The following is a 20148-nucleotide window of genomic DNA, read 5'->3' on the forward strand; positions in this document are numbered from 1 at the left end:
AAGTTTAAAGGCTTAAAGCCTAAAGCATAATGCTTAAAGCAAGAATCAAAATGAATTTAAATCAAATACAAAACGTTTATTTTATTGGCATCGGAGGAATCGGAATGAGTGCCTTGGCCCGCTATTTTAAATATATCGGGAAACAAGTTTCAGGTTACGATAAAACACCGTCAATGCTGACAAGTGAATTAATTGAAAGTGGTATTGATATTCATTTTGAAGACAATATTGGTTTAATTCCGTCTGATTATTATGTAGAAAATACGCTGGTGATTTTTACACCTGCAGTTCCAAAAACACATTCAGAATGGAATTATTTTATCGAAAGAAATTACGAAATTAAAAAGCGTGCCGAGGTTTTAGGGATTATCACTAAGGATACTTTTAGTTTCGCAGTTGCCGGAACACACGGTAAAACAACAACGTCAAGTATTTTAGGACATATTCTATACGAAAGCGGTGCAGATGTTACAGCATTTGTGGGCGGAATTGTAGAGAATTATAATTCTAATTTAATTGGAACCGGAAAAACGGTAACCGTTGTAGAAGCCGACGAATTTGACCGTTCGTTCCTGCATTTACACCCAAATATTGCCTGCGTAACCTCAATGGACGCTGATCATTTGGATATTTACGGAACAAGTGATGCTATTGAAGCTTCGTTTGTGGAGTTTGCTTCTAAAGTTGAAGATAAAAGCAAATTGTTTATAACCAAAGAATTACCTCTTGACGGAGTTCAATGTGCTATAAATGAAGATGCTGTATACAAAGCATATAATGTTCGAATTGAAGACGGAAGTTATGTTTTTGATGTGCAGACGCCATTAGAAATTATAAAAGACCTTCATTTCGGACTGCCAGGAAAACACAATCTTATGAATGGTTTAATGGCTATTGCGATGGCAAAAACTTATGGTACCCCAACCGATGCCATCGCAAAAGCTATTGCCTCGTTTAACGGAATCAGAAGACGTTTTTCATATCAGATTAAATCTGAAAAATTAGTTTATATAGATGATTATGCACATCATCCAACAGAAATAAATGCTGTTCATCAAGCAGTTAGGGAATTATATCCGGGACGTAAAGTTTTGGCGATTTTCCAGCCGCATTTGTTCAGCAGAACAAGAGATTTTGCTGATGGATTTGCCGAAAGCTTATCTCAGTTTGACGAAGTGTTTTTAATGGATATTTATCCGGCACGCGAATTACCGATGGAAGGGATTACATCGCAATGGCTGTTAGGAAAAATGACCAATTCGAACAAAAAAATTGTTGCAAAAGAAGATTTATTAGTGCAGATTAAAGCCAGTGATGCGCCAATAATTGTAACAATAGGAGCTGGTGATATTGGTGAAATGGTACCGTCAATTAAAAAAATGCTGAATGAAAATATTTAATTGGACAAATATTCGATTAGTACTCATTTTAGGGCTTGTTCTTTTTTTATATTCTTTCGCACAACACCGAAATGGAGATAGAAAATTGAAAAAATCCATGGTTGTTTTTGTAGGAGAAAATACGCTTTTTGTAAAACCGGAAATAGTTAATAAATTGTTGATAGAAAATAAAAGGGACGCTTCCAGTATTAGAAAAGATGAAGTAGATTTGAATAAGATAGAAAAAAACCTTGATACGCAGGACATGATTGAGAAGTCAGATGTTTTTGTAAGTATCGACGGTGTTCTAAAAGCGGTAGTAAAACAGAAGACACCAATAGCGCGAGTTTATGATGGTGATCGCTCTTTTTATATTGACTATGAGGGAAATAAAATGCCCTTGTCAGATAATTTTACGGCGCGAGTTCCTCTTGTTTCAGGGGCAATAAATGAAAAAAATAACGAAGATTTAGCTGCTTTATTTCGCACAATTTACGACGATGCGTTTTTGAAAAAAAACATCATTGCGATACAAATTATGCCTAATGGCAGCCTAAAAATGTTTAACCGAAACTATGATTACTTCATAGATTTTGGTCGTACAATGAATGTTGATAAAAAATTTAGAAACTATAAAGCGTTTTTTCAAAAAGCAGTTTTAGATAGTTCGTTATATAAATACAGCAAGATTGACCTTAGGTTTACGGAACAAGTAGTTTGCACAAAATAATAGAAAATGGAAAAAGATAACATTGCAGTAGGTCTAGATATTGGAACGACAAAAATAGTTGCCATGATAGGCAAGAAGAATGAATATGGCAAACTTGAAATTTTGGGTATTGGAAAATCCAAAAGTTTAGGTGTTGCGAGAGGTGTAGTAAACAACATTACGCAGACTATTCAATCGATTCAGCAAGCAATACTTGAAGCAGAAAACAATTCAGGTTACAAAATAAAAGATGTTGTTGTGGGTATCGCCGGACAGCACATCAGAAGTATTCAGCATACAGATTACATCAGTCGTAACAATCCGGAAGAAGTAATTGGCGAAAAAGATATTCAGCTTTTAATCGATCAGGTAAATAAACTGGCGATGTTACCGGGAGAAGAAATTATTCACGTTCTGCCGCAGGAATTTAAAATCGACGGACAGTCTGAAATAAAAGAGCCAATAGGGATGTACGGCGGAAGATTAGAATCTAGTTTTCACGTTGTAGTAGGGCAGGCTTCTTCAATCAGAAATGTTGGAAGATGTATTCAGAGTTCAGGAATCGAATTATCAGGATTGACATTAGAACCATTAGCTTCGGCAGATGCAGTTTTAAGTCAGGAAGAAAAAGAAGCTGGAGTTGCGCTTATCGATATTGGTGGCGGAACTACAGATTTAGCCATTTTTAAAGACGGAATTATTCGTCATACCGCTGTAATTCCTTTTGGAGGAAATGTAATTACAGATGATATTAAAGAAGGCTGTTCGATTATTGAAAAACAAGCAGAGCTTTTAAAAATAAAATTCGGATCAGCTTGGCCGGGAGAAAATAAAGACAACGAAATTGTTTCTATTCCTGGTTTAAGAGGCAGAGAGCCAAAAGAGATTTCGCTTAAAAACTTATCTAAAATTATTCACGCCCGTGTAGTGGAAATTGTAGAGCAGGTTTTTGCAGAAATCAAAGCTTACGGACACGAAGATCCCCGCAAAAAATTAATTGCAGGAATTGTTCTTACAGGTGGTGGAGCTCAGTTAAAACATATTAAACAATTAGTAGAGTATATTACTGGGATGGATACCAGAATAGGATATCCAAACGAGCATTTAGCAGGGAACTCAAGTGAAGAAATTTCTAGTCCGTTATTTGCAACCGCAGTTGGATTAGTAATGAACAGCATCGAGAACAGCACGCAAAGCGCGATTAGAATGGAAGTAGTAAATGAACAGCCAAAAGTTGTTTATAGAAACGTTCCTCCGCCGGTGCAGCGATACGAAGTTGAAGAAAACTACGTTGAACAAGTAGAAACTTTTGAAGAGCCAAGAGAAGTGAAAACGACAAAGGTTGCAGCAGAATCTACAGAGACAAAAATAAGAAGATCATTTTTTGATAGATATGTCGATAAAATCAAAGATTTTTTAGACAACGCTGAGTAAATATAAGCCGAATAATAAGAGAAAAGGATTACTTTTTGCCCCAAGTCAAGAAGTAAAAAATGTACTAAATAAGAATTTCAAAAACCAAAAAGATGATGAGCAACTCAGAATTTGGAAGTATTTCATTTGATTTACCGAAAAATCAATCAAATGTAATCAAAGTAATAGGTGTAGGTGGAGGTGGTAGTAACGCGATTAACCACATGTTTAAGCAAGGCATTAAAGGTGTAGATTTTATCGTTTGTAATACCGATTCACAAGCATTGCAAAATAGTTCAGTACCTAACAAAATTCAGTTAGGTATGAATTTAACAGAAGGTTTAGGAGCAGGAGCAAATCCTGATGTAGGACAACAGTCTGCTATTGAAAGTATCGCCGACATTGAAAAAATGTTAGACCGTGGTACTAAAATGGTATTTATTACTGCAGGTATGGGTGGAGGAACCGGAACAGGTGCCGCTCCCGTAATTGCACAATTAGCAAAAGAAAGAGAGATCCTTACAGTAGGTATCGTGACAATTCCGTTTCAGTTTGAAGGGAAAGTACGTCAGGAGCAAGCTTTATTGGGTATTGAAAAATTACGTAAACAAGTTGACTCTTTAATTGTAATCAACAATAATAAATTAAGAGAAGTTTACGGAAATCTTGGTTTCAAAGCAGGATTCTCAAAAGCGGATGAAGTTTTAGCAACAGCCTCTAGAGGTATTGCTGAAGTAATTACGCACCACTATACTCAAAATATCGATTTACGCGATGCTAAAACAGTTTTGGCAAACAGCGGAACGGCTATTATGGGATCTGCTGTGGCAGAAGGAGAAAACAGAGCAAAAGATGCGATTGTATCTGCATTAGATTCTCCATTATTAAATGACAATAAAATTACAGGAGCCAAAAACGTATTGTTGCTTATCGTTTCTGGATCTAACGAAATAACGCTTGACGAAATCGGAGAAATCAACGATCACATCCAAGCAGAAGCAGGTTACAACGCAAATATTATCATGGGAGTTGGTGAAGACGAAACTCTTGGTGAAGCTATTGCTGTAACCATTATTGCTACTGGTTTTGATGTTGAACAACAAAACGAAATCGTTAATACGGAGCCTAAAAAGATTATTCATACGTTAGAAGATGAGCAGAGAAGTGTTCATAATTTAACGAACAGACCACTTACTTCTTTTGATTTAAATGCAGAAACACCAATTGCAAAAACAGAAGACAAAGTAGTTTTTGATTTAATGGAAGATACGGTTGCTCCCGTAATTCAAACTCCAGTTGCGCCGGTAACAACGCCAACAATTAATCAGGAAGAATTGGTAGTGATGTCTGAGTTTATTAAAAACCTTGACGTAACTTTTGAAATCGTTTCGCCAATTACAGATATTGATTTTAAAATTTCAACTCCGGCAGCAGTCGTTCAGGAAGTAAAACCTGTACAACAGCAAAGAACTTTTGAAAGAGAAGAACAAACGACTTTTTCATTTGATTTACCACTTTTCAAGTCTGAGCCAGAAGTGAGAAGAGAGCCAGCTGCAGAGCAGGAAAATAAAATCATGTTTGAGTTAACAAACGAAACTCGTAATATTAAAGTAAACGATCCAGTTTCATTTGTTCCTGTAACAGAACTTTCTGATAACGGAATTATCAAATATTCGTTAGAAGAATATATGGAAGTTGAAAACGAATTAACAGCTTCTAAACCAGTTGAAAAAGTAATCGAAGATACAGTTCCTGAGGAATTGAACATTACTTTAAAACCAAGAGTTGATTTTGCAAGTCAGCCTGATTTTACAACAACTTCAGAAGTTTCTCCAATGGAATTAACAATTGAGGAAACACTTCGTTTAAGAGCTGAAGAAAGAAGAAAGAAACTAAAAGAATTTAATTATAAATTCCACAATAACGTTTCAAGAATCGATGAGTTGGAAAAAGAGCCGGCTTACAAAAGATTAGGAATCGATTTATCGAATTCTCAATCAAACAATACAAATTCAAGAATTTCGGTTGGAACAGATAGTAACAACGATTTGCAATTGCGTTCAAACAATTCATTTTTGCACGACAACGTAGATTAATTTTACAATCATAATATTAGGATAGCCCGAAAATTGGATTTAATTTTCGGGTTATTTTTTTTATCTTCGCACAGAATTTAGAAATTTGACTTCTTTACCTGACTTTTAAAGTTAATTTTGTTGTCAGTTCGAGCGAAGTCGAGAACACTTTCAATACAGATATCAATTTATAAGCACTAGCTTATTCAAATAAAAAAATAAAAGATGAGTTTACAAACACAAATCATGGAAGAGATTAAAACTGCCATGAAAGCAAAAGATACAGTAGCATTAGAATCTTTAAGAGCAATTAAATCTGAATTATTATTAGCTTCAACAGCTTCTGGATCTAAAGAAGAATTATCAGAAGATGAAGAAATTAAATTACTTCAAAGATTAGTTAAAACTCGTAAAGAAAGTGCAAGAATCTTTACAGAACAGAACCGTCCTGATTTAGCTGAACCAGAATTGGCTCAGGTTGCGGTAATCGAGAAGTTTTTACCAGCACAGTTAAGTGAAGAAGAGGTAGAAGCTGTAGTTGCAAAAATTATCGCTGAAACCGGAGCTTCAGGAATTGCTTCAATGGGTAAAGTTATGGGATTAGCTTCTGCTCAATTAGGCGGAACTGCTGAAGGAAAAACAATTTCTACAATTGTGAAAAAATTACTTTCTTAGTAAATTCCAATATTTAAATTCCAAATTCCAATTTTACGATTGGAATTTGGGATTTAAAAAAAATTGAATTTTAAATATTTGACCGCGTAGTTCAACTGGATAGAATATCAGATTTCGGCTCTGAGGGTTGGGGGTTCGAACCCCTCCGCGGTCACTAAAAAAGGAAAGCCTGCAAAATATTATTTTGCAGGCTTTCCTTTTTTATAGTTCGAAATCCATTATGCGTCTTTAATTTTAAACCTAAATTTATATTCTTAGTAGAGTAAAACAATTACTTTGTTTCTATTTTTCGTTTGTATATTGATTTCTAAAATAATTAATTAAATTACAGTACTTTAATAGCACAAATCAAACTTAATTATGATTAAAATTAAAACCATTCTGTTTTTATTATTTATTTCAAATTCTATATTAGCTCAAACTAATTTTTTTAAAATGCCTGATGGTACAATCCTGGATGAAAAAACTTTCAACAGGAAAAAAAATGATATGATTGAAACAGGAAATATAAATGTTGGAGTAGAAGCAGTTATTATAAGAAATGATTCAATCATAAAAGAGGTTAAATTAGATTATTTAAATCCATTTACAAAACATAAAAAGAAAATTGGTACTGCATTCGAAATTCAAAAATTCAAAAATAAGGAAGGCAAAAATTATGATGAAAATTATCTAAAAGGTAAAGCATCATTAATTAATTTTTGGTCCATAAATTGCGAACCTTGTATTAAAGAATTCCCTGATTTGAATAGAATTAAGCAACAGTTTAATAATTCAGTAAATTTTGTGGCTATTACAGTTGATAGTTCTGTAGATGTCGAGAATTTTCTCAAAAAACATAAATTTGATTATGACCAGATTACAGATTCATTATTTCCACTTCTTAATGAATTAAAAATAAACGCTTTACCAATGACTATTATATTAGATAAAAATGGTATCATTTTAAATGTCTATGGAGGGTTAATTACAGACAACGAAAATGAAGTTATTGAAACATTGAAAAACTCATTGTAATACAACTATTTTAGTCATAAATAAAAACAATAATAATAGTATGATGACACTAATTGCAATATTTTTTCCGTCCCTTTCTTTTTTATTGAGAGGTAAAATTTTCACTGCCATTATCTGTTTAATTCTGCAGATAACTTTGATTGGCTGGATTCCCGCTGCGATTTGGGCTGTGATTTCTTTACAAAATTCAAGAGCAGATAAACGTAATGAGAAATTGATAAAAGCGACGAGAGCCAGGTAAACAAACTTTTACTTTCAAAGTTTTTCTTTTGAACGGAACGTGAAAATCTTAAAGTTTAGTTATTTTTCAGATCGTCTTTTTCTAAAGGCTTTAATCAAAACAATAATTGAAAACACAAAAACAATACTATAAACAATAGCCAGCGCCGGTTTTTCAAATTTTAGCGTTTCAAAATCAAATTGCTTATACAGCGCTGCACCTAAAATGATGGCTACAATACTAAAAGTAAATACTGGTACATTGTTTTTGTTCTCCATGTTTTTGATGTTTTGGTTTATAAAAAGTTAATTATTTAATAGTTTTTCCGGCATTTCCTGTTTTCACTTCTCCGGCACGTTTATAACTGGCTAAAATAACTCCGGTCGTAGTAACGGTACTTTCTGTTAAAGTAAATCCTGATGGATGCGCAGTATTGTCAAACAGCTTTTTTCCTTTGCCAAGCAGAAGCGGATGAATCTTTAACTTAAGTTCATCTACCAAATCATTCTTTAAAAGTAAATGAATAAGCTCACTGCTTCCCCAAACCTGAATGTCCAATCCTTCTGAAGCTTTGAGTTTCTTGATATCGGCCAGACTTTTGATGAAATTAGAATTTTTCCAATCTGATTTTTTTCTGGTTTTAGAAAAAACGTATTTATTACCTTCATTAATTCCCGGCCAAAATTCTGTGTTTTTAGGCCAGTACTCTTCCCAGATTTCAAAAGTCTTTCTGCCTAAAAGATAATCGGCAGGTTTTATTTCATTAGCCACAGCTTTACTATACACTTCGTCACCAAATGGTGCTGTCCAGCCGCCAAATTTAAATCCGTTTGATTTATCTTCTTTTGGTCCGCCCGGAGCCTGCATAACCCCATCTAGCGAAATCATTGACAAAACAATTATTTTTCTCATAATATATTGATTTTGTGGATATACAAATTTAATCAACTACACAGAAATATTGATAAACTAAGAAAAATAATCGTAAAAAGCTTTTCGATTTTGTCTTTATTAAAGTTATTAGAAGTAAATCATCTTAAGTTTGAATAATCAGAAACCAATATTCAATCCAGCTTCCTGAAGATTTTTCGTATTTTTAATGCCAGACAAAAACAGCTTTAACAATGGGATTTTACATCAACAAAGAACATTTGATTCATGATATTGAATATCCTGCGAGATATCAATCAAAAAATCTGCTTAAAAGCGTTACGATTGTTTTTGCTCTAATATTAATGTTTCTTTTATTATTCAGGCCTTTTGGAGTTTATGATCCGGAAATGAGAATGCATTATTTTTTTATTTGTTTTCTTCACGCCTTATCACCCGCATTAATCCTGTTCGTTTATTTTGAGGGACTTAATTATATCAGAAAAAGAAAAAACGAAATCGAAAATTGGACTTTACTCAAAGAATATTCTCATATTGGAGCAGTGCTGGTTTTAGCAGGTTTGTCGAGTTTTTTCATGCGTGATTTGATTTACAATAATGCCGGAAATTGGTCATGGCGTTATTTATGGGAAGAAATCAGAAATTGTTTTGTTGCAGGTATATTTTTCTATCTTTTTCTAAGATTATCCAGTTTTTATTTTGAATCAAAAAAAGGCTCTCCGTTTGTACTCCAATTTACAAAGCTAAATATTGAATCAAAAACCACAGACCTTCAGTCAAAACTTTATGTCAATACTCAGGTTAAGCAAGACGATTTTAGTCTGGACATAGACGAATTATTGTTTGTAAAAGCGGATGGGAATTATATCGAATTAACAAAATCAAACGGGTCTGAGATTACTACAGAATTAAAACGAATTTCTCTAACCCAATTTGAAACCCAAATAACCGCTTATCCTCATTTTTTTAGATGCCATAGAACCTATTTAGTCAATATGTTTAAGATCGAAAAAATAGCAGGAAATTCTCAAGGATACTTATTATCGTTTAATGAAACGAATGTAAAAGTTCCCGTTTCCAGAAAACAAATCGATAGTTTTAACAGCTGTTACGAACAACTTCGAAGCAAGTATACTGCCTAAGCTTGTTGTTCGTCACAAAAGCTAGTTACTGATAACATGTACGCTTACAACCGTTTTTTCTTGTTGTAGGTTTGCCATCAGTAACACTAAATCTATTTATTATGTCATCTGCATCAATCGCTTTGAATCAGGATTCTGGTTCGTCAAACAAATTAGTATACATAGATAATATTAAAATTTTATTGACAATATTAGTTGTGCTTCATCACACAGTTATTGCCTATAGTTCTTCAGAAGGCTGGTATTATACAGAACAAACTGGACTTATGGGAGCCCGTATTCCTATGACAATGTTTGTAAGCCTCAATCAGTCTTTTTTTATGGGATTTTTTTTCCTGCTGGCAGCGTACTTTACAAGTTCTTCTTATGCTAGAAAAGGAGCATCAAAATTTATTAAAGACCGTCTTGTACGATTAGGAATTCCCATAGTATTCTATTCCTTTATACTTTCCCCATTCATCAGCTATTTGGTATATTATTTTGCAAAAGGACATCACATTACTTATTTCCAATATTTAAGCGGATTTGACAGCTGGATCGATTTAGGTGTTACATGGTTTGTAGCGGCATTATTGCTTTTTACATTGATTTATGCAGGAGCAAAAAAAATATTTAAAATTAGTTTCAAAAAACCTGTAGAAGTACCAAAAACCTGTACCATATTGTGGTTTGCAGTAATATTGGGAATCATCAGTTTTTTAGTTAGAATTATTTTTCCTGTGGGATGGGTTCTGGAACCAGTCGGGTTTCAATTAGGACATTTTCCGCAGTATATCGCCTTATTTATTGTTGGATTACTGGCCGCCAAAAACAACTGGTTTGATAAACTCTCTGATAAAACGTACAGAGGTTTAAAAAGAGCAACACGAATATGTTTACTGCTTTTTCCAATATTTTTTATCATCAAATTTAATCTCAATACACCTTCTTCCTGGTTTTCCGGAGGTTTTCATTGGGAGGCATTATTATACGCAGTTTGGGAACAATGTATTGGTATTTCAATACTAACGACATTATTAATTAGAGGAAAAAAAAGATGGAATCATTCTTCTGTACTATTGACTAAATTATCACGCAGCAGTTTTGCCGTCTATATTTTTCACCCATTAGTGATTGTTGGTTGTACGCTCGCGGTAAGAAACTGGGCAATTGAACCTGCAATAAAACTTTTGGTTACAGCACCATTAATAGTTATAGGCAGTTTTATATTCGGGTCACTTGTTTTATTAATTCCGGGAATTAAGAAAATTATTTAATATAGTTATTCGTGTTTTTTAGAAAATAAAAAAAACACGAATTCCAATAAATTTGAATTTCTTGTCGTAATTCCCTAGCATTTTTTTGAAACTTCGGAAATCAAAAAAGAATTTCCGAAGTTAATTTCCGGAAATCTATTTTGTGTTCTGTAAAAAATTATCGATGTAATTTACTACCAGTGGAATATTTTGATGCTGAGGAGCATGCCCTGTTTGCGGCAGAACAATTAACTGTGATGTTGGAAGCTGTTTGGTCAGCGGATACCAATTTCCTACAGCAAAACTAGTGTCGTGATCTCCGGAAATTATTAAAATTGGTGTTTTTGTCGTTTTTAATTTATCTCTAAAATTGTCTTTATCTTCGGCAGCACTTTCGCCTCCTGCAAAATACAATTGAAAAGTTTCCATAGTCGAAGGAATTTTAGAAACATCAATTCTTTGAGCAATTCGGTCGTGAGAAGCTTTTGCAGCGTTTCTGCTTTCTTCAGATTCTGGTTCGAAGAAAAGTATCACTTCATCTTCAAAATCATTTATTGGTTTTAAAGCATGATCCAGAAAAGATTGTTCCAGCGGAACAACTCTTTTTCCTATTGGGCCAGTTCCTAACAATATGGTATGTGTCGCTAATTCTGGATATTGATGTGTTGCAGCTTGTGTAACTAATCCGCCATACGACCAGCCCATCAAAATGGCGCTTTTGATTTTTAAAAAATCAGCCAGATCTTTTACATCTTTAGCAACTTCTTTAATATCTGTAGGAAGTGTTCCAGTTGAATAGCCAATTCCCGAATAATCAAAAGTAACAACCTGATGTTTTTCTGCCAGAAGATCCAAAAATAACGGATCCCAGGTATCAAGAGTTCCTCTAAAACGGTTAATTAAAATAATTGGATTTCCCTCGCCAATTGATCTGTAAGCGATTGTTCGGCCTGAAAGTTCGGCAAACTGAGTTTCTGAATTTGGAGCGTTTATTTTTGTGCTCATTGCTTTAAGTTTTTGGTTAATAATGAATTACTAAACAATTTTAATGCCTTTGAAGATTTTATTTACAAATCAAACCTTTACAGGATTTAAGCCGTTATTTTGCTGTTTTTATTTCGCTAAAAAATAATGTTTTTACGAAATATAGAAAATATTATATCTCAATTGTGTCGCCAATTTTAGGTAAATAAAGATTGAGATTTGCGTTTTTAAAATCACTTAAAGCTTTTTCATGATCCATTTTAATGAAACCAAAAGTATCATAATGAACGCCTAAAATTTTATCAACTTCAACCAGTTTTGAAGCCTCAATTGCTTCTTCAACTCCCATTGTTAATCCGTCGCCAATTGGGAAAACGGCGAAATCAAGTTTAGTAAACTTCGGAATCAGTTTCATGTCTAAAGTCAACGCCGTATCGCCGCTGTAGTAGAAATTTCCATCAACGGTTGTGAGTACAAAACCAGTTGCAATTCCGCCATAAGTTCCATCCATAAAACTGCTCGGATGCTGTGCAATCACACATTTTACGGTTCCAAAATCAAAACTGAATTTTCCGCCCGGATTAATTGGATGTGCATTTTCGATTCCGTTTTTTAAGAGCCAGTTGTAGATTTCAAAATTCCCCAAAACCTTTGCTCCGGTGTTTTTTGCAATTCTTTCCACATCCAGAATATGATCGTAATGCGCATGCGAAATAAAAATATAATCGGCCTTTATTTCGTCGACATTAATGTGTTTTGCCAATTCGTTTGGCGTAATAAAAGGGTCGAAGAGAAGATGTTTTCCATTTGCAAAAACAGAAAAACAAGAATGTCCGTAATAAGTGAGTTTCATGATATATAAATTTTAGAATTGATAACAGTTAAGTTGATTAATATCCAAAAAATATACCAGCAGAATTTACCTTAAATATGCTATTATTCTTCGAATACTTTTTCGGTATCAACAGGATTGTTTTCCTGATACAATTTTTGCCCAATTTTACCTTTATCACCTAATGCGCGCCCTTTTATAAGCCATGCAGTTCCAAATGCAAAAAGTGCCAGTGCTTCAAGAGCCAGAGTAGAATAAGTAAAAAGTTTTAAACTCTCTGAAACAGGAACCAAAACAATAGAAATCAAAATAATATAACCACAAGTTCTGTAAATATTATTTTCGTTTAAAATGCTTTTAGGTGTTTCGATATATTTTTCCTGAGTAATTGTAAAAACATTAATAGCAAGCAAAGCCAATATCAAAAACAGCACCGCAGCAAAACCGTAATGGAGCCAGCCAAGCCATTTTTCTGTTAATGGAATAATGGTATAGATTTTTTGTGAAACGCTTTCGGGATTTGTGGGAACAAGCGCCACACCAATTGCCATAATTCCGGCAATATTGGTCAGTAAATTATCATTTTTGAAAATTGATTTATTTCCGTGCCCTTTATACCGAATCAAAAATAAACCTACAGCAGACAAAGTTCCGGTAAAAATTTCCCTTAAATTGGTATAGTAATAATCGCTGACAGAAGGCTGGATTTTGGTTTGAAAAAAAGGGATTAAAGAAAAACCAACTAAAAATACAGGCAGTAAAAATCCCAAATAACCTATTGCCCGTCTGATTCTTCGGTACGTGAAAATATCATAATTTTCAATCTTTATTTCTTTGGTATCTATTATCATAATTTGTAAGCAAGAATCAATCAACTATTATTTTCAGATCTGGTTTCATCAAATCCTGACGGCCATACTTCATATCTGTTTTTAAATTCTAAAGGAGTTTCCGGCTGTCCCATATTTCCGTAAAATTTATTTACTTCCTGCTCTTTTATCAGCTTTTCCCATGTTTCATCGTCCATTGTTTTTTTTTGAAAAGAAGCTAGTTTTTCTGATTCGGGATAATGTTTTCTTTCAATATTTCTGTTAATTCTGATTTTTTGCTCAGATGTCAGCCTCGCTGAAATTTGTTTCCATATTTCACCAATAGGATTTTTAATTGCTAGTTCAGTCAGATTTTGAATTTCTTCTTCACTTAAATTTTTAGGAAAATCATCCGGATTAAAATCTTTCATATAACAAAATTGAATTGTTTAAATCTTTTACAATTGGAAATAAAAGTAAATTACTTTCTCGAAAACAAATTTTCTACAACCCAGGCCGGACCAATTAATAAAAACTGAAGATCTTTTAAGAATGAAGGTTTTTTGCCTTCAATATTGTGTCCGTAGAACTGCCCAATCCAGGCAATTACAAAAACACCAATTGAGAATGCCCATAACGGAAAAATCTGCCCGATATAATAATTAACAACTAAACAAATTCCTGAAAAAATGGCAATTTTTACGGCCATTGCAATCGAAAGTCTAATGTAAAAAACAAGGACAAAAAGCAAAACCACAAAAGCCCAATTTTCGATAATTGGTGCATTTAGTTTTAAAGTATTCGCAATAATATCACTCGGAATACTCATTAATAAACCAACAATAGAAAAGTAAATTGCCGGAACACAAATATAATGTATGGCTTTGTTTTTTGGGTTTTGGTGACTTACGGCATATTCTGCAAACCATTGATCTAGTGTTCTCATTTTTGTGGTTTTAAGGTTAGTTAACGTAAATCTAGTAAAAAAAACCGAAGCTTTTATTACATCTTAAATCCAACAATAAAAATCGTTATGAGTAACCAAAATAAAGTAGGGAATAAGCCGAGAGCAATCCAAATGAATTTATATTTTATGTTTAAATTGAAATCTTTTTTCAAAATAAAAATTAGAAACATAAAAGATAAAACCAAAGAAATAATTTGAAAAGTATAACATGAAATCCAGCCAACATGATAAAGCCATCTCCATTTATCAACATATCTAAATTGCTGTGTGCTTTTAGACATTATAAAAGCAGATACAAAAAGCAATATTATAGAAATTGAAAAAGGCTTTAATTTATTCATTTATATTATTTGGTCACATTATACTCAAAAACATTATCCCATAATTCATCGATTGTGACAAGCGCCTCATTTAGCGGAATAACTTCCCATTTTCCGTTGGTTTCTATTCCTAAACCAATGCTTTTTAGCTTAAGTAAAGCATCGTTTACATCAAAATCCAATTCAGTATTTAATTGAGAGGCAAACCAAGACTCAATTTGAGAATCAAGTTCTTGCGCAGTTAACGGATTTGGGCTTTTATTTAAAAAGGTATAAGCCAAAATAGTTTCTTTTAAAGCTTCTTCTTCAGATGAGTTTAAAAGAGAATAAAAAGCACCGCTGTTGTTCCCGACATTTTTAAAATACAAACTGTCTGAAAGCATTTTAGAATATCTGATTTTCTTGTTTATGAAATTATTGTATTGGCGAAAGCAGTAAGCAGATAAAATTCCTAAAGCAATTAAACCTTGATTTAAAGAAGTTTTGCTGTTTAGTAAATCGATAGTTTCTCCGGTTTCATAAGCATTGTACATGTTTATTAAGGCGGGAATTACTTTGGCACTTAATAATGAAATACCTCCAAAAACTCCCGGAACCCAAAGTAACAGTTTGTCTTTTAAAGACATTTTTGGAATTGCATTTGGAAAAATCGTTTCGAGATCGTTTTTAGGTACGCGTTTAAAAATCTTTAAAGCAATTGATCCAGGATCAATTGGCATTTTTCCCAACTTGACTTTTTTCTGGGTCAAATAATCGGCGTCGCTGTAATTGAGGTAAATAAGGACACGATCATAATATTCGATTTCAACTTCTTTTTTCCAGAAATAATATTTCTTAACAGTTTCTTTTGCTTTATGATGACCGCGAACATATAATTCGTAATCCTTAAAAGCATGAAAATCAATGGCAAGGTTTAAGCCTATTAAATCAGATTCTGTAAAAGCTTCTTTTAAAGTTTCCTGATCGATTCTGTAATAATTGCCGCGCTCTAAAACAGTACGCAGCGTTTCTTTAAAAACAGAAAAATCGCTTTTACCAATAAAAACTTCGCGTTCTTTTTCGCTCAAATCCGGATCATAAAGCGCGTAGTTTTGCTTTAAATTTCGGTTAAGATTAAAAGATTCATAATGATAATAATGCTCGATAATATCGAATAACTTTTTAAAATCATCAACTTTTTGTCTGTCATCGGCGAAAGCTGCAATTTGCTGTTCGAGTAAAAATTCTTTATTAAACGGAATATAATGTTCTCGAGTCATATCGATTCAGGGCTTTAATTTGTTTTTTGGCGTGGAATCGCAAAGGTACAAAGGTTGTAAAAAATTCAACGATTGATTATTATTAAAAGATTTATAAAATTAGAATGCTTAGATATGCAGATTTAAAGACGTTTTACAGGTTTGGTTATTTTGATAAAAACAAAAGCCGCAAAGATATTTCTTTACGGCTTAGCTCCTTAGGGGAATACATTAGATTATGCGAGGATCAGCTGCATAACTAAATTGTTTATCTATTTCACGAATAGATGTTTGGCCCATTACATACACTTTGATATAGAAAATCCGGATTTTTCTAACTCTAAGCTTTTGTTTGCTCCTGGAGAAAAAAGCTGGACCGCTCTTTTTGGTAATATTGATCCAAATTGTTTAATGCATAATTATTTACTGCCTATTTCTTTTTTTAATCTATTGGCCTGACTCTCTCTCACGATCTTATATTCGTTGTCAAGCCTCTTATATTCTGCCTTTATTAGATCGCAGATAATGCCCGCACGATCCCCTCGAATTGATTTGCGAATGTAGTCGTAAGAAAAACCGTGTTTTTCTTTAATAATCTTTAACACATCTTGGTTGTAACTTGGCTTAGATTTTATATTTTTGCTCATTGCTTAATTTGTATTAAAAGTAAGACAAATATAGTAAGATATTTCTTAAGAATGAGTATAAATTAGATTATTTCTATAAATAAAAATGAAGCATTATGGCAGAAAATACTATAAACAGGATCAAACAGTATTTAGATTACAGAGGTATTAGAGTGGGTGCCTTTGAAAAAGTGGTGGGTATGTCTAACGGTTCTTTTGCGAGCCAGTTAAAACATAATAAAACGATAGGTGTAGATAAGTTAGAAAATATCTTAAAAAAAATATACAGATATTGATATAGAATGGCTTTTAACCGGCGAGGGAGACATGATTAAACTGAATGTTTTGCGCGAAAAGGGAGAGGTTTATAAAAAAACAGAAAAGCTTAATGAACACGAAATTAACTACAAGGATCTGGCTGAAGCCAGAAAGGAAACAATTGAAAGTCTAAAAAAGATTATTCAGCATCAGGATGAACAGATTGCTGCTTTTAAACAAAACAATCAATAGCGTAAAGTACTAAAAAGAAAAAGTGAGATTTCTAATCGTTACCAGCGATACGAAATCTCACTTTCTTGTTCCAAAAAAATTGACAAAATTTACAAGTTTTCCTTTCGGAAGACTATATTCTAAAAGAAAAAATTATTCCCTGCAATTTTACCACTTATTAAAATTCTGGCAACACGTATTTATACCTGTTTTTAGGTTTTTTTTGAGATTCAAAGTTACAGAGGTTCAAAGGGACAAAGATTTCCTTAATTGAGGTCTGATTTTTTTAACTCGATTATCTGCTGAATGTATTGTATTAGGTTTTCTCTTTCTATCGAAAATTGAGCATTTTCACTTTCGGTGCGAAGGTATAAATCTGCAATAGTTTCGGCATCCATGTTTTTGTTTAGATAATGATCCTGTGCATATTTTATGAGATTTTCTAAAAAAAGTTCTTTTTGTCTTCCTTTTTCCAGCGTTTCTTCATCGCCATTTTTTATTTTTTCAATTTCAGATTCCGGTAAATCAATAGTGAGGTACGTTATATCTACAGGAACTTTAGAAAGCATTTCGGGAGTAGTTTTTCCAGAACCATTGCAATAGGCGCAGGGAGCCGGAACCCATTTTAATAGTTTGTTTAAACGCCTGATATCATCCCAATCAACAAAACCTTTCCCAAGACATCTGGGACATTGTAAATTTGATTTTTTAAATAGGAAATTAAAAATGGACATTTTCTAACAAATTATATTAACATTTCTTAGTACGCTAAGGTAATTATTTATGTAAGAAAATTATTTTGAATGTGAATTTTTTTTGAAGAATAAGATTTCCTGAAATGAATTTATACTTTTTGAAATTTTGAAATAGCTGCTTTGTATGCAAAATTGAATTTTAAACATGGATATTAGATAACCCATAAGTAAAAAATGTAGAAAACTGTTTTGAGCTTAATGTTATAAATTTGAATAAACATTTTTATAGAGACTATAACATAAAGTATACAATACAGATGGAAAACATACACACAACCAAAATCCAAAATTTCTTTAGAGTTCTATTAGGGCTTTTTATGATTACAGCAGCGATAGGACATTTTACTTTTCAAAGAGCCGATTTTCAGGCACAGGTTCCAAATTGGGTTCCGCTGGACAAAGATCTTGTTGTAATTCTTTCCGGAGTTGTTGAAATAGCTTTAGGACTTAGTATGCTGTTTCTAACAAAATATAAAGTATTCGTAGGGATTGCACTGGCGGTGTTTTATGTATTGGTTTTTCCGGGTAATATCGCCCAATATTTAAACCAAACTCCCGCCTTTGGACTCGACACAGATCAAGCACGTTTAATAAGATTGTTTTTTCAGCCTGTTTTGATTTTCCTGACTTTGTGGTCGACTGGGGCGATTGGGTATTTTAGAAAAGAAATTATTCAACACTAGAAATGCCGTATTTAATGTTGCTGTCTGCAAATATTGATTTTAGCATATCGTACTTTTCATTGCAATATTCGCCAATGCTAAATCTTTTATCGCTCGATTTGTAGTTATTACAGCCAAAACAAATTTCGAGGTAAGCGACAATTCGATTATTTGAATCGAGAAACATAATAGCATTTCTTGGCATATAACACATCACTTCTGCATCTTCGTGAGGAAGTCTTGTATACGTGAAATTAAAAATAATATCAGATAATTTATTTATTTGCTCTGCACTCAATACAGCAGTTTCATTGTAGAATTCAGATCTAAAAACATCTTTTCCCAATACAATTGAATTGATGTGTTTTATTAAACTTTGTCCGGGATATTCATCGGGTTTACCTTTAAAAGACACGATTTTAATTTGCTGAGATTCAGAGAAAGGAAAACGGAGTAATCTTTCTTTTTCTGAAATATTTTTTATTCTAATACATTTCCCATTATCATAAGTAGATTGCGAAAAAGAATTTTGAACCAGTAAAAGTATTAGAAACAAAAAATTCCTCATTTTTTTTTAAATGTTTTTAAAACGAAAATAAAATTTATAAATGTAACTTTTGAGGTTTTTGAAGAATTTAAAAAACGGAGATAAAATAAGAGTTCAGGATCTCATTAAATTCCTTACTTGTTAAAACAAAAAAATCTTTTTAGTGAGGTATTGGAAGTGTTTTATCTGATATAAATTGAAAGTCACTCATTAACCATTTAAAAGATTCTATTTGTGGCAAAATTGGTTTTAATAATTTAAATCGGTGTGAAAGTCTAGTTTATCTGTGTGTTCAATTATCCAATTCATTTGTTAATTATTTAGCCTGAAAAGGTAGCATATAAGAGCTTCTTACGATTCTGTTATTTTGTTTTGCGGGAGTCCATTTCATAGCTTTTAGCGCTTTGGTAAATTCTTTTGTTAATTCAGGACTTTTACTGTTTAAAACTTTAATGTCGCTTAAACGTCCGTTTTTTTCAATTATAAACTCAGCAAATACTTTTTGAGAACCTTGTTGTTCGAGTATTTCTTTACTGATTTTAATTTTATTTTCGAGAAAAACAAAAATGGCCTTTTCACCACCCGGATATTCAGGATTTACTTCAACTTTACCAGCAATAAATACATCTTTATCATAATCAATTACGACCTGATCTATTTTTTCATATTCGTCAACGGTTTTGGTTTCTTCGCGATTTACTTGGTTTTCGGTTTGGGCAAATGAAATTGTGGTGATTAGTAGTGTGAATAATAAGATTAGGTTTTTCATTTTTTTTTGGATTTTGGGGTTGTTTTTTGGTAATGCTAATGTAAGGATTTTGTGTTTTTGTGATGGGTTTTGCAGAATAAAAAAAAACGTAAAAGTATAGTAAGGAATTTGCATTTTTTTATGCGAATTATTGAATCAGATGAATAGAAAGATATATTATTTCTAGTATAATGCAGAATCTTGGTATCAATTTTTTTTCATTGTGATCATGATTAATTGGATTTCTATATTAAATATTAGGATAGGTAAACTATAAATTCTAGTTTATATTTTGAATAAGTTTAAACAGGTATTTATACTTGTGTGAGATTTTTTTAAAAGTTATATGTTTGTTGTCTAGAAAGTTATGGGTTGTGTTGGTGTTTATGATAAGCTAGTTTATATCATTTTATCA

At 32.7% G+C, this 20148-nt stretch carries 25 protein-coding genes and 1 tRNA gene; 13 read left to right on the top strand and 13 right to left on the bottom strand.

All coding sequences use genetic code 11. The features are described from left to right. The first annotated feature begins 50 nt into the window (after nucleotides 1-50). The 8 genes from murC to FLAPXU55_RS18100 all read left to right on the top strand — a co-directional run bounded on the left by murC (nucleotide 51) and on the right by FLAPXU55_RS18100 (nucleotide 7509). Nucleotides 51-1400 (top strand): UDP-N-acetylmuramate--L-alanine ligase, encoded by a 1350-nt coding sequence (murC, locus tag FLAPXU55_RS18065; protein WP_180859925.1) that lies wholly within the window; start codon nucleotides 51-53, stop codon nucleotides 1398-1400. Beyond that, nucleotides 1387-2109 carry a cell division protein FtsQ/DivIB gene (locus FLAPXU55_RS18070; protein WP_053472097.1) on the top strand — a complete coding sequence of 241 codons (723 nt, stop codon included), beginning with the start codon at nucleotides 1387-1389 and terminating at the stop codon, nucleotides 2107-2109. The genes murC and FLAPXU55_RS18070 overlap by 14 nt, the downstream gene beginning before the upstream one ends. 6 nt (nucleotides 2110-2115) lie before the next feature. Further along, complete coding sequence (ftsA, locus tag FLAPXU55_RS18075; RefSeq protein ID WP_053472098.1) at nucleotides 2116-3522, top strand: cell division protein FtsA; 1407 nt, start codon at nucleotides 2116-2118, stop codon at nucleotides 3520-3522. A 92-nt stretch (nucleotides 3523-3614) separates the two neighbouring features. Next, complete coding sequence (ftsZ, locus tag FLAPXU55_RS18080; RefSeq protein ID WP_180859928.1) at nucleotides 3615-5597, top strand: cell division protein FtsZ; 1983 nt, start codon at nucleotides 3615-3617, stop codon at nucleotides 5595-5597. 204 nt (nucleotides 5598-5801) lie between these two features. Continuing rightward, nucleotides 5802-6251 carry a GatB/YqeY domain-containing protein gene (locus tag FLAPXU55_RS18085; RefSeq protein ID WP_053472100.1) on the top strand — a complete coding sequence of 150 codons (450 nt, stop codon included), beginning with the start codon at nucleotides 5802-5804 and terminating at the stop codon, nucleotides 6249-6251. 80 nt (nucleotides 6252-6331) lie between these two features. Next, nucleotides 6332-6405: transfer RNA gene (locus FLAPXU55_RS18090), tRNA-Arg, on the top strand. Nucleotides 6406-6611: 206 nt separating this feature from the next. After that, nucleotides 6612-7268 (top strand): TlpA family protein disulfide reductase, encoded by a 657-nt coding sequence (locus FLAPXU55_RS18095; protein ID WP_180859931.1) that lies wholly within the window; start codon nucleotides 6612-6614, stop codon nucleotides 7266-7268. A gap of 43 nt (nucleotides 7269-7311) precedes the next feature. Then, nucleotides 7312-7509 carry a YqaE/Pmp3 family membrane protein gene (locus tag FLAPXU55_RS18100; RefSeq protein WP_053472102.1) on the top strand — a complete coding sequence of 66 codons (198 nt, stop codon included), beginning with the start codon at nucleotides 7312-7314 and terminating at the stop codon, nucleotides 7507-7509. A gap of 59 nt (nucleotides 7510-7568) precedes the next feature. Here the strand turns inward: FLAPXU55_RS18100 and FLAPXU55_RS18105 are convergent, their stop codons facing one another. Then, a complete protein-coding gene (locus FLAPXU55_RS18105; protein WP_180859935.1) occupies nucleotides 7569-7766 on the bottom strand; it encodes a hypothetical protein in 198 nt (65 codons plus the stop codon). A 31-nt stretch (nucleotides 7767-7797) separates the two neighbouring features. Then, nucleotides 7798-8400, bottom strand: a complete 603-nt coding sequence (locus tag FLAPXU55_RS18110; protein ID WP_180859938.1) for a dihydrofolate reductase family protein — start codon at nucleotides 8398-8400, stop codon at nucleotides 7798-7800. A 212-nt stretch (nucleotides 8401-8612) separates the two neighbouring features. Here FLAPXU55_RS18110 and FLAPXU55_RS18115 point away from each other — a divergent pair, with 212 nt between their 5' ends. Then, nucleotides 8613-9521: a LytR/AlgR family response regulator transcription factor gene (locus FLAPXU55_RS18115; RefSeq protein WP_180859941.1), complete on the top strand. Its 909-nt coding sequence runs from the start codon at nucleotides 8613-8615 to the stop codon at nucleotides 9519-9521. Between the two features lie 101 nt (nucleotides 9522-9622). Then, a complete protein-coding gene (locus tag FLAPXU55_RS18120) occupies nucleotides 9623-10777 on the top strand; it encodes an acyltransferase family protein (RefSeq protein ID WP_180859944.1) in 1155 nt (384 codons plus the stop codon). A 135-nt stretch (nucleotides 10778-10912) separates the two neighbouring features. Here the strand turns inward: FLAPXU55_RS18120 and FLAPXU55_RS18125 are convergent, their stop codons facing one another. The 8 genes from FLAPXU55_RS18125 to FLAPXU55_RS18160 form a co-directional block, all read right to left on the bottom strand. Continuing rightward, the gene (locus FLAPXU55_RS18125) at nucleotides 10913-11761 is read right to left on the bottom strand and encodes an alpha/beta fold hydrolase (protein WP_180859947.1); all 849 of its coding nucleotides are present in this window, start codon (nucleotides 11759-11761) and stop codon (nucleotides 10913-10915) included. A 151-nt stretch (nucleotides 11762-11912) separates the two neighbouring features. After that, complete coding sequence (locus FLAPXU55_RS18130) at nucleotides 11913-12593, bottom strand: metal-dependent hydrolase (protein WP_180859950.1); 681 nt, start codon at nucleotides 12591-12593, stop codon at nucleotides 11913-11915. An 83-nt stretch (nucleotides 12594-12676) separates the two neighbouring features. Next, nucleotides 12677-13423, bottom strand: a complete 747-nt coding sequence (locus FLAPXU55_RS18135; RefSeq protein WP_180859953.1) for a hypothetical protein — start codon at nucleotides 13421-13423, stop codon at nucleotides 12677-12679. A 20-nt stretch (nucleotides 13424-13443) separates the two neighbouring features. Next, nucleotides 13444-13812, bottom strand: a complete 369-nt coding sequence (locus tag FLAPXU55_RS18140; RefSeq protein ID WP_180859956.1) for a hypothetical protein — start codon at nucleotides 13810-13812, stop codon at nucleotides 13444-13446. A gap of 50 nt (nucleotides 13813-13862) precedes the next feature. After that, the gene (locus tag FLAPXU55_RS18145; RefSeq protein ID WP_180859959.1) at nucleotides 13863-14327 is read right to left on the bottom strand and encodes an Mpo1 family 2-hydroxy fatty acid dioxygenase; all 465 of its coding nucleotides are present in this window, start codon (nucleotides 14325-14327) and stop codon (nucleotides 13863-13865) included. 56 nt (nucleotides 14328-14383) lie between these two features. Then, complete coding sequence (locus tag FLAPXU55_RS18150) at nucleotides 14384-14689, bottom strand: hypothetical protein (protein ID WP_180859962.1); 306 nt, start codon at nucleotides 14687-14689, stop codon at nucleotides 14384-14386. Nucleotides 14690-14694: 5 nt separating this feature from the next. Then, complete coding sequence (locus FLAPXU55_RS18155) at nucleotides 14695-15927, bottom strand: DUF3754 domain-containing protein (RefSeq protein WP_180859964.1); 1233 nt, start codon at nucleotides 15925-15927, stop codon at nucleotides 14695-14697. A gap of 398 nt (nucleotides 15928-16325) precedes the next feature. Next, complete coding sequence (locus FLAPXU55_RS18160; RefSeq protein WP_053472115.1) at nucleotides 16326-16553, bottom strand: hypothetical protein; 228 nt, start codon at nucleotides 16551-16553, stop codon at nucleotides 16326-16328. 95 nt (nucleotides 16554-16648) lie between these two features. Here FLAPXU55_RS18160 and FLAPXU55_RS18165 point away from each other — a divergent pair, with 95 nt between their 5' ends. Continuing rightward, nucleotides 16649-16828, top strand: coding sequence for a hypothetical protein (locus FLAPXU55_RS18165; RefSeq protein WP_180859967.1), 180 nt, complete (start codon nucleotides 16649-16651; stop codon nucleotides 16826-16828). A gap of 31 nt (nucleotides 16829-16859) precedes the next feature. Next, nucleotides 16860-17042 (top strand): hypothetical protein, encoded by a 183-nt coding sequence (locus FLAPXU55_RS18170; RefSeq protein ID WP_180859970.1) that lies wholly within the window; start codon nucleotides 16860-16862, stop codon nucleotides 17040-17042. Between the two features lie 245 nt (nucleotides 17043-17287). On the opposite strand, the gene FLAPXU55_RS18175 is transcribed toward FLAPXU55_RS18170, so the two are convergent. Then, nucleotides 17288-17755: a hypothetical protein gene (locus FLAPXU55_RS18175; protein WP_180859973.1), complete on the bottom strand. Its 468-nt coding sequence runs from the start codon at nucleotides 17753-17755 to the stop codon at nucleotides 17288-17290. A gap of 278 nt (nucleotides 17756-18033) precedes the next feature. On the opposite strand from FLAPXU55_RS18175, the gene FLAPXU55_RS18180 reads away from it, so the two are divergent. Continuing rightward, nucleotides 18034-18459, top strand: a complete 426-nt coding sequence (locus tag FLAPXU55_RS18180; RefSeq protein WP_180859976.1) for a DoxX family protein — start codon at nucleotides 18034-18036, stop codon at nucleotides 18457-18459. Here FLAPXU55_RS18180 and FLAPXU55_RS18185 read toward each other — a convergent pair. After that, the gene (locus FLAPXU55_RS18185; protein ID WP_180859979.1) at nucleotides 18446-19006 is read right to left on the bottom strand and encodes a hypothetical protein; all 561 of its coding nucleotides are present in this window, start codon (nucleotides 19004-19006) and stop codon (nucleotides 18446-18448) included. The two genes, FLAPXU55_RS18180 and FLAPXU55_RS18185, sit on opposite strands and share 14 nt — an antisense overlap. A 295-nt stretch (nucleotides 19007-19301) precedes the next feature. Beyond that, entirely contained in the window at nucleotides 19302-19754 is a 453-nt protein-coding gene (locus FLAPXU55_RS18190) for an energy transducer TonB (protein ID WP_180859982.1), read from the bottom strand. Nucleotides 19755-20148 lie beyond the last annotated feature (394 nt).

It is taken from the genome of Flavobacterium panici (genome assembly GCF_903819335.1).
Lineage (GTDB): Bacteria > Bacteroidota > Bacteroidia > Flavobacteriales > Flavobacteriaceae > Flavobacterium > Flavobacterium panici.

Coding starts and splice junctions, on each gene's coding strand:
- FLAPXU55_RS18130 (WP_180859950.1), bottom strand. CDS start 12,593: ATGAAACTCACTTATTACGGACATTCTTGTTTTTCTGTTTTTGCAAAT.
- FLAPXU55_RS18155 (WP_180859964.1), bottom strand. CDS start 15,927: ATGACTCGAGAACATTATATTCCGTTTAATAAAGAATTTTTACTCGAA.
- FLAPXU55_RS18190 (WP_180859982.1), bottom strand. CDS start 19,754: ATGAAAAACCTAATCTTATTATTCACACTACTAATCACCACAATTTCA.
- FLAPXU55_RS18185 (WP_180859979.1), bottom strand. CDS start 19,006: ATGAGGAATTTTTTGTTTCTAATACTTTTACTGGTTCAAAATTCTTTT.
- ftsA (WP_053472098.1), top strand. CDS start 2,116: ATGGAAAAAGATAACATTGCAGTAGGTCTAGATATTGGAACGACAAAA.
- FLAPXU55_RS18150 (WP_180859962.1), bottom strand. CDS start 14,689: ATGAATAAATTAAAGCCTTTTTCAATTTCTATAATATTGCTTTTTGTA.
- FLAPXU55_RS18135 (WP_180859953.1), bottom strand. CDS start 13,423: ATGATAATAGATACCAAAGAAATAAAGATTGAAAATTATGATATTTTC.
- FLAPXU55_RS18095 (WP_180859931.1), top strand. CDS start 6,612: ATGATTAAAATTAAAACCATTCTGTTTTTATTATTTATTTCAAATTCT.
- FLAPXU55_RS18110 (WP_180859938.1), bottom strand. CDS start 8,400: ATGAGAAAAATAATTGTTTTGTCAATGATTTCGCTAGATGGGGTTATG.
- FLAPXU55_RS18180 (WP_180859976.1), top strand. CDS start 18,034: ATGGAAAACATACACACAACCAAAATCCAAAATTTCTTTAGAGTTCTA.
- FLAPXU55_RS18120 (WP_180859944.1), top strand. CDS start 9,623: ATGTCATCTGCATCAATCGCTTTGAATCAGGATTCTGGTTCGTCAAAC.
- ftsZ (WP_180859928.1), top strand. CDS start 3,615: ATGATGAGCAACTCAGAATTTGGAAGTATTTCATTTGATTTACCGAAA.
- FLAPXU55_RS18145 (WP_180859959.1), bottom strand. CDS start 14,327: ATGAGAACACTAGATCAATGGTTTGCAGAATATGCCGTAAGTCACCAA.
- FLAPXU55_RS18115 (WP_180859941.1), top strand. CDS start 8,613: ATGGGATTTTACATCAACAAAGAACATTTGATTCATGATATTGAATAT.
- murC (WP_180859925.1), top strand. CDS start 51: ATGAATTTAAATCAAATACAAAACGTTTATTTTATTGGCATCGGAGGA.
- FLAPXU55_RS18160 (WP_053472115.1), bottom strand. CDS start 16,553: ATGAGCAAAAATATAAAATCTAAGCCAAGTTACAACCAAGATGTGTTA.
- FLAPXU55_RS18105 (WP_180859935.1), bottom strand. CDS start 7,766: ATGGAGAACAAAAACAATGTACCAGTATTTACTTTTAGTATTGTAGCC.
- FLAPXU55_RS18140 (WP_180859956.1), bottom strand. CDS start 13,812: ATGAAAGATTTTAATCCGGATGATTTTCCTAAAAATTTAAGTGAAGAA.
- FLAPXU55_RS18170 (WP_180859970.1), top strand. CDS start 16,860: ATGATTAAACTGAATGTTTTGCGCGAAAAGGGAGAGGTTTATAAAAAA.
- FLAPXU55_RS18175 (WP_180859973.1), bottom strand. CDS start 17,755: ATGTCCATTTTTAATTTCCTATTTAAAAAATCAAATTTACAATGTCCC.
- FLAPXU55_RS18085 (WP_053472100.1), top strand. CDS start 5,802: ATGAGTTTACAAACACAAATCATGGAAGAGATTAAAACTGCCATGAAA.
- FLAPXU55_RS18125 (WP_180859947.1), bottom strand. CDS start 11,761: ATGAGCACAAAAATAAACGCTCCAAATTCAGAAACTCAGTTTGCCGAA.
- FLAPXU55_RS18165 (WP_180859967.1), top strand. CDS start 16,649: ATGGCAGAAAATACTATAAACAGGATCAAACAGTATTTAGATTACAGA.
- FLAPXU55_RS18100 (WP_053472102.1), top strand. CDS start 7,312: ATGACACTAATTGCAATATTTTTTCCGTCCCTTTCTTTTTTATTGAGA.
- FLAPXU55_RS18070 (WP_053472097.1), top strand. CDS start 1,387: ATGAAAATATTTAATTGGACAAATATTCGATTAGTACTCATTTTAGGG.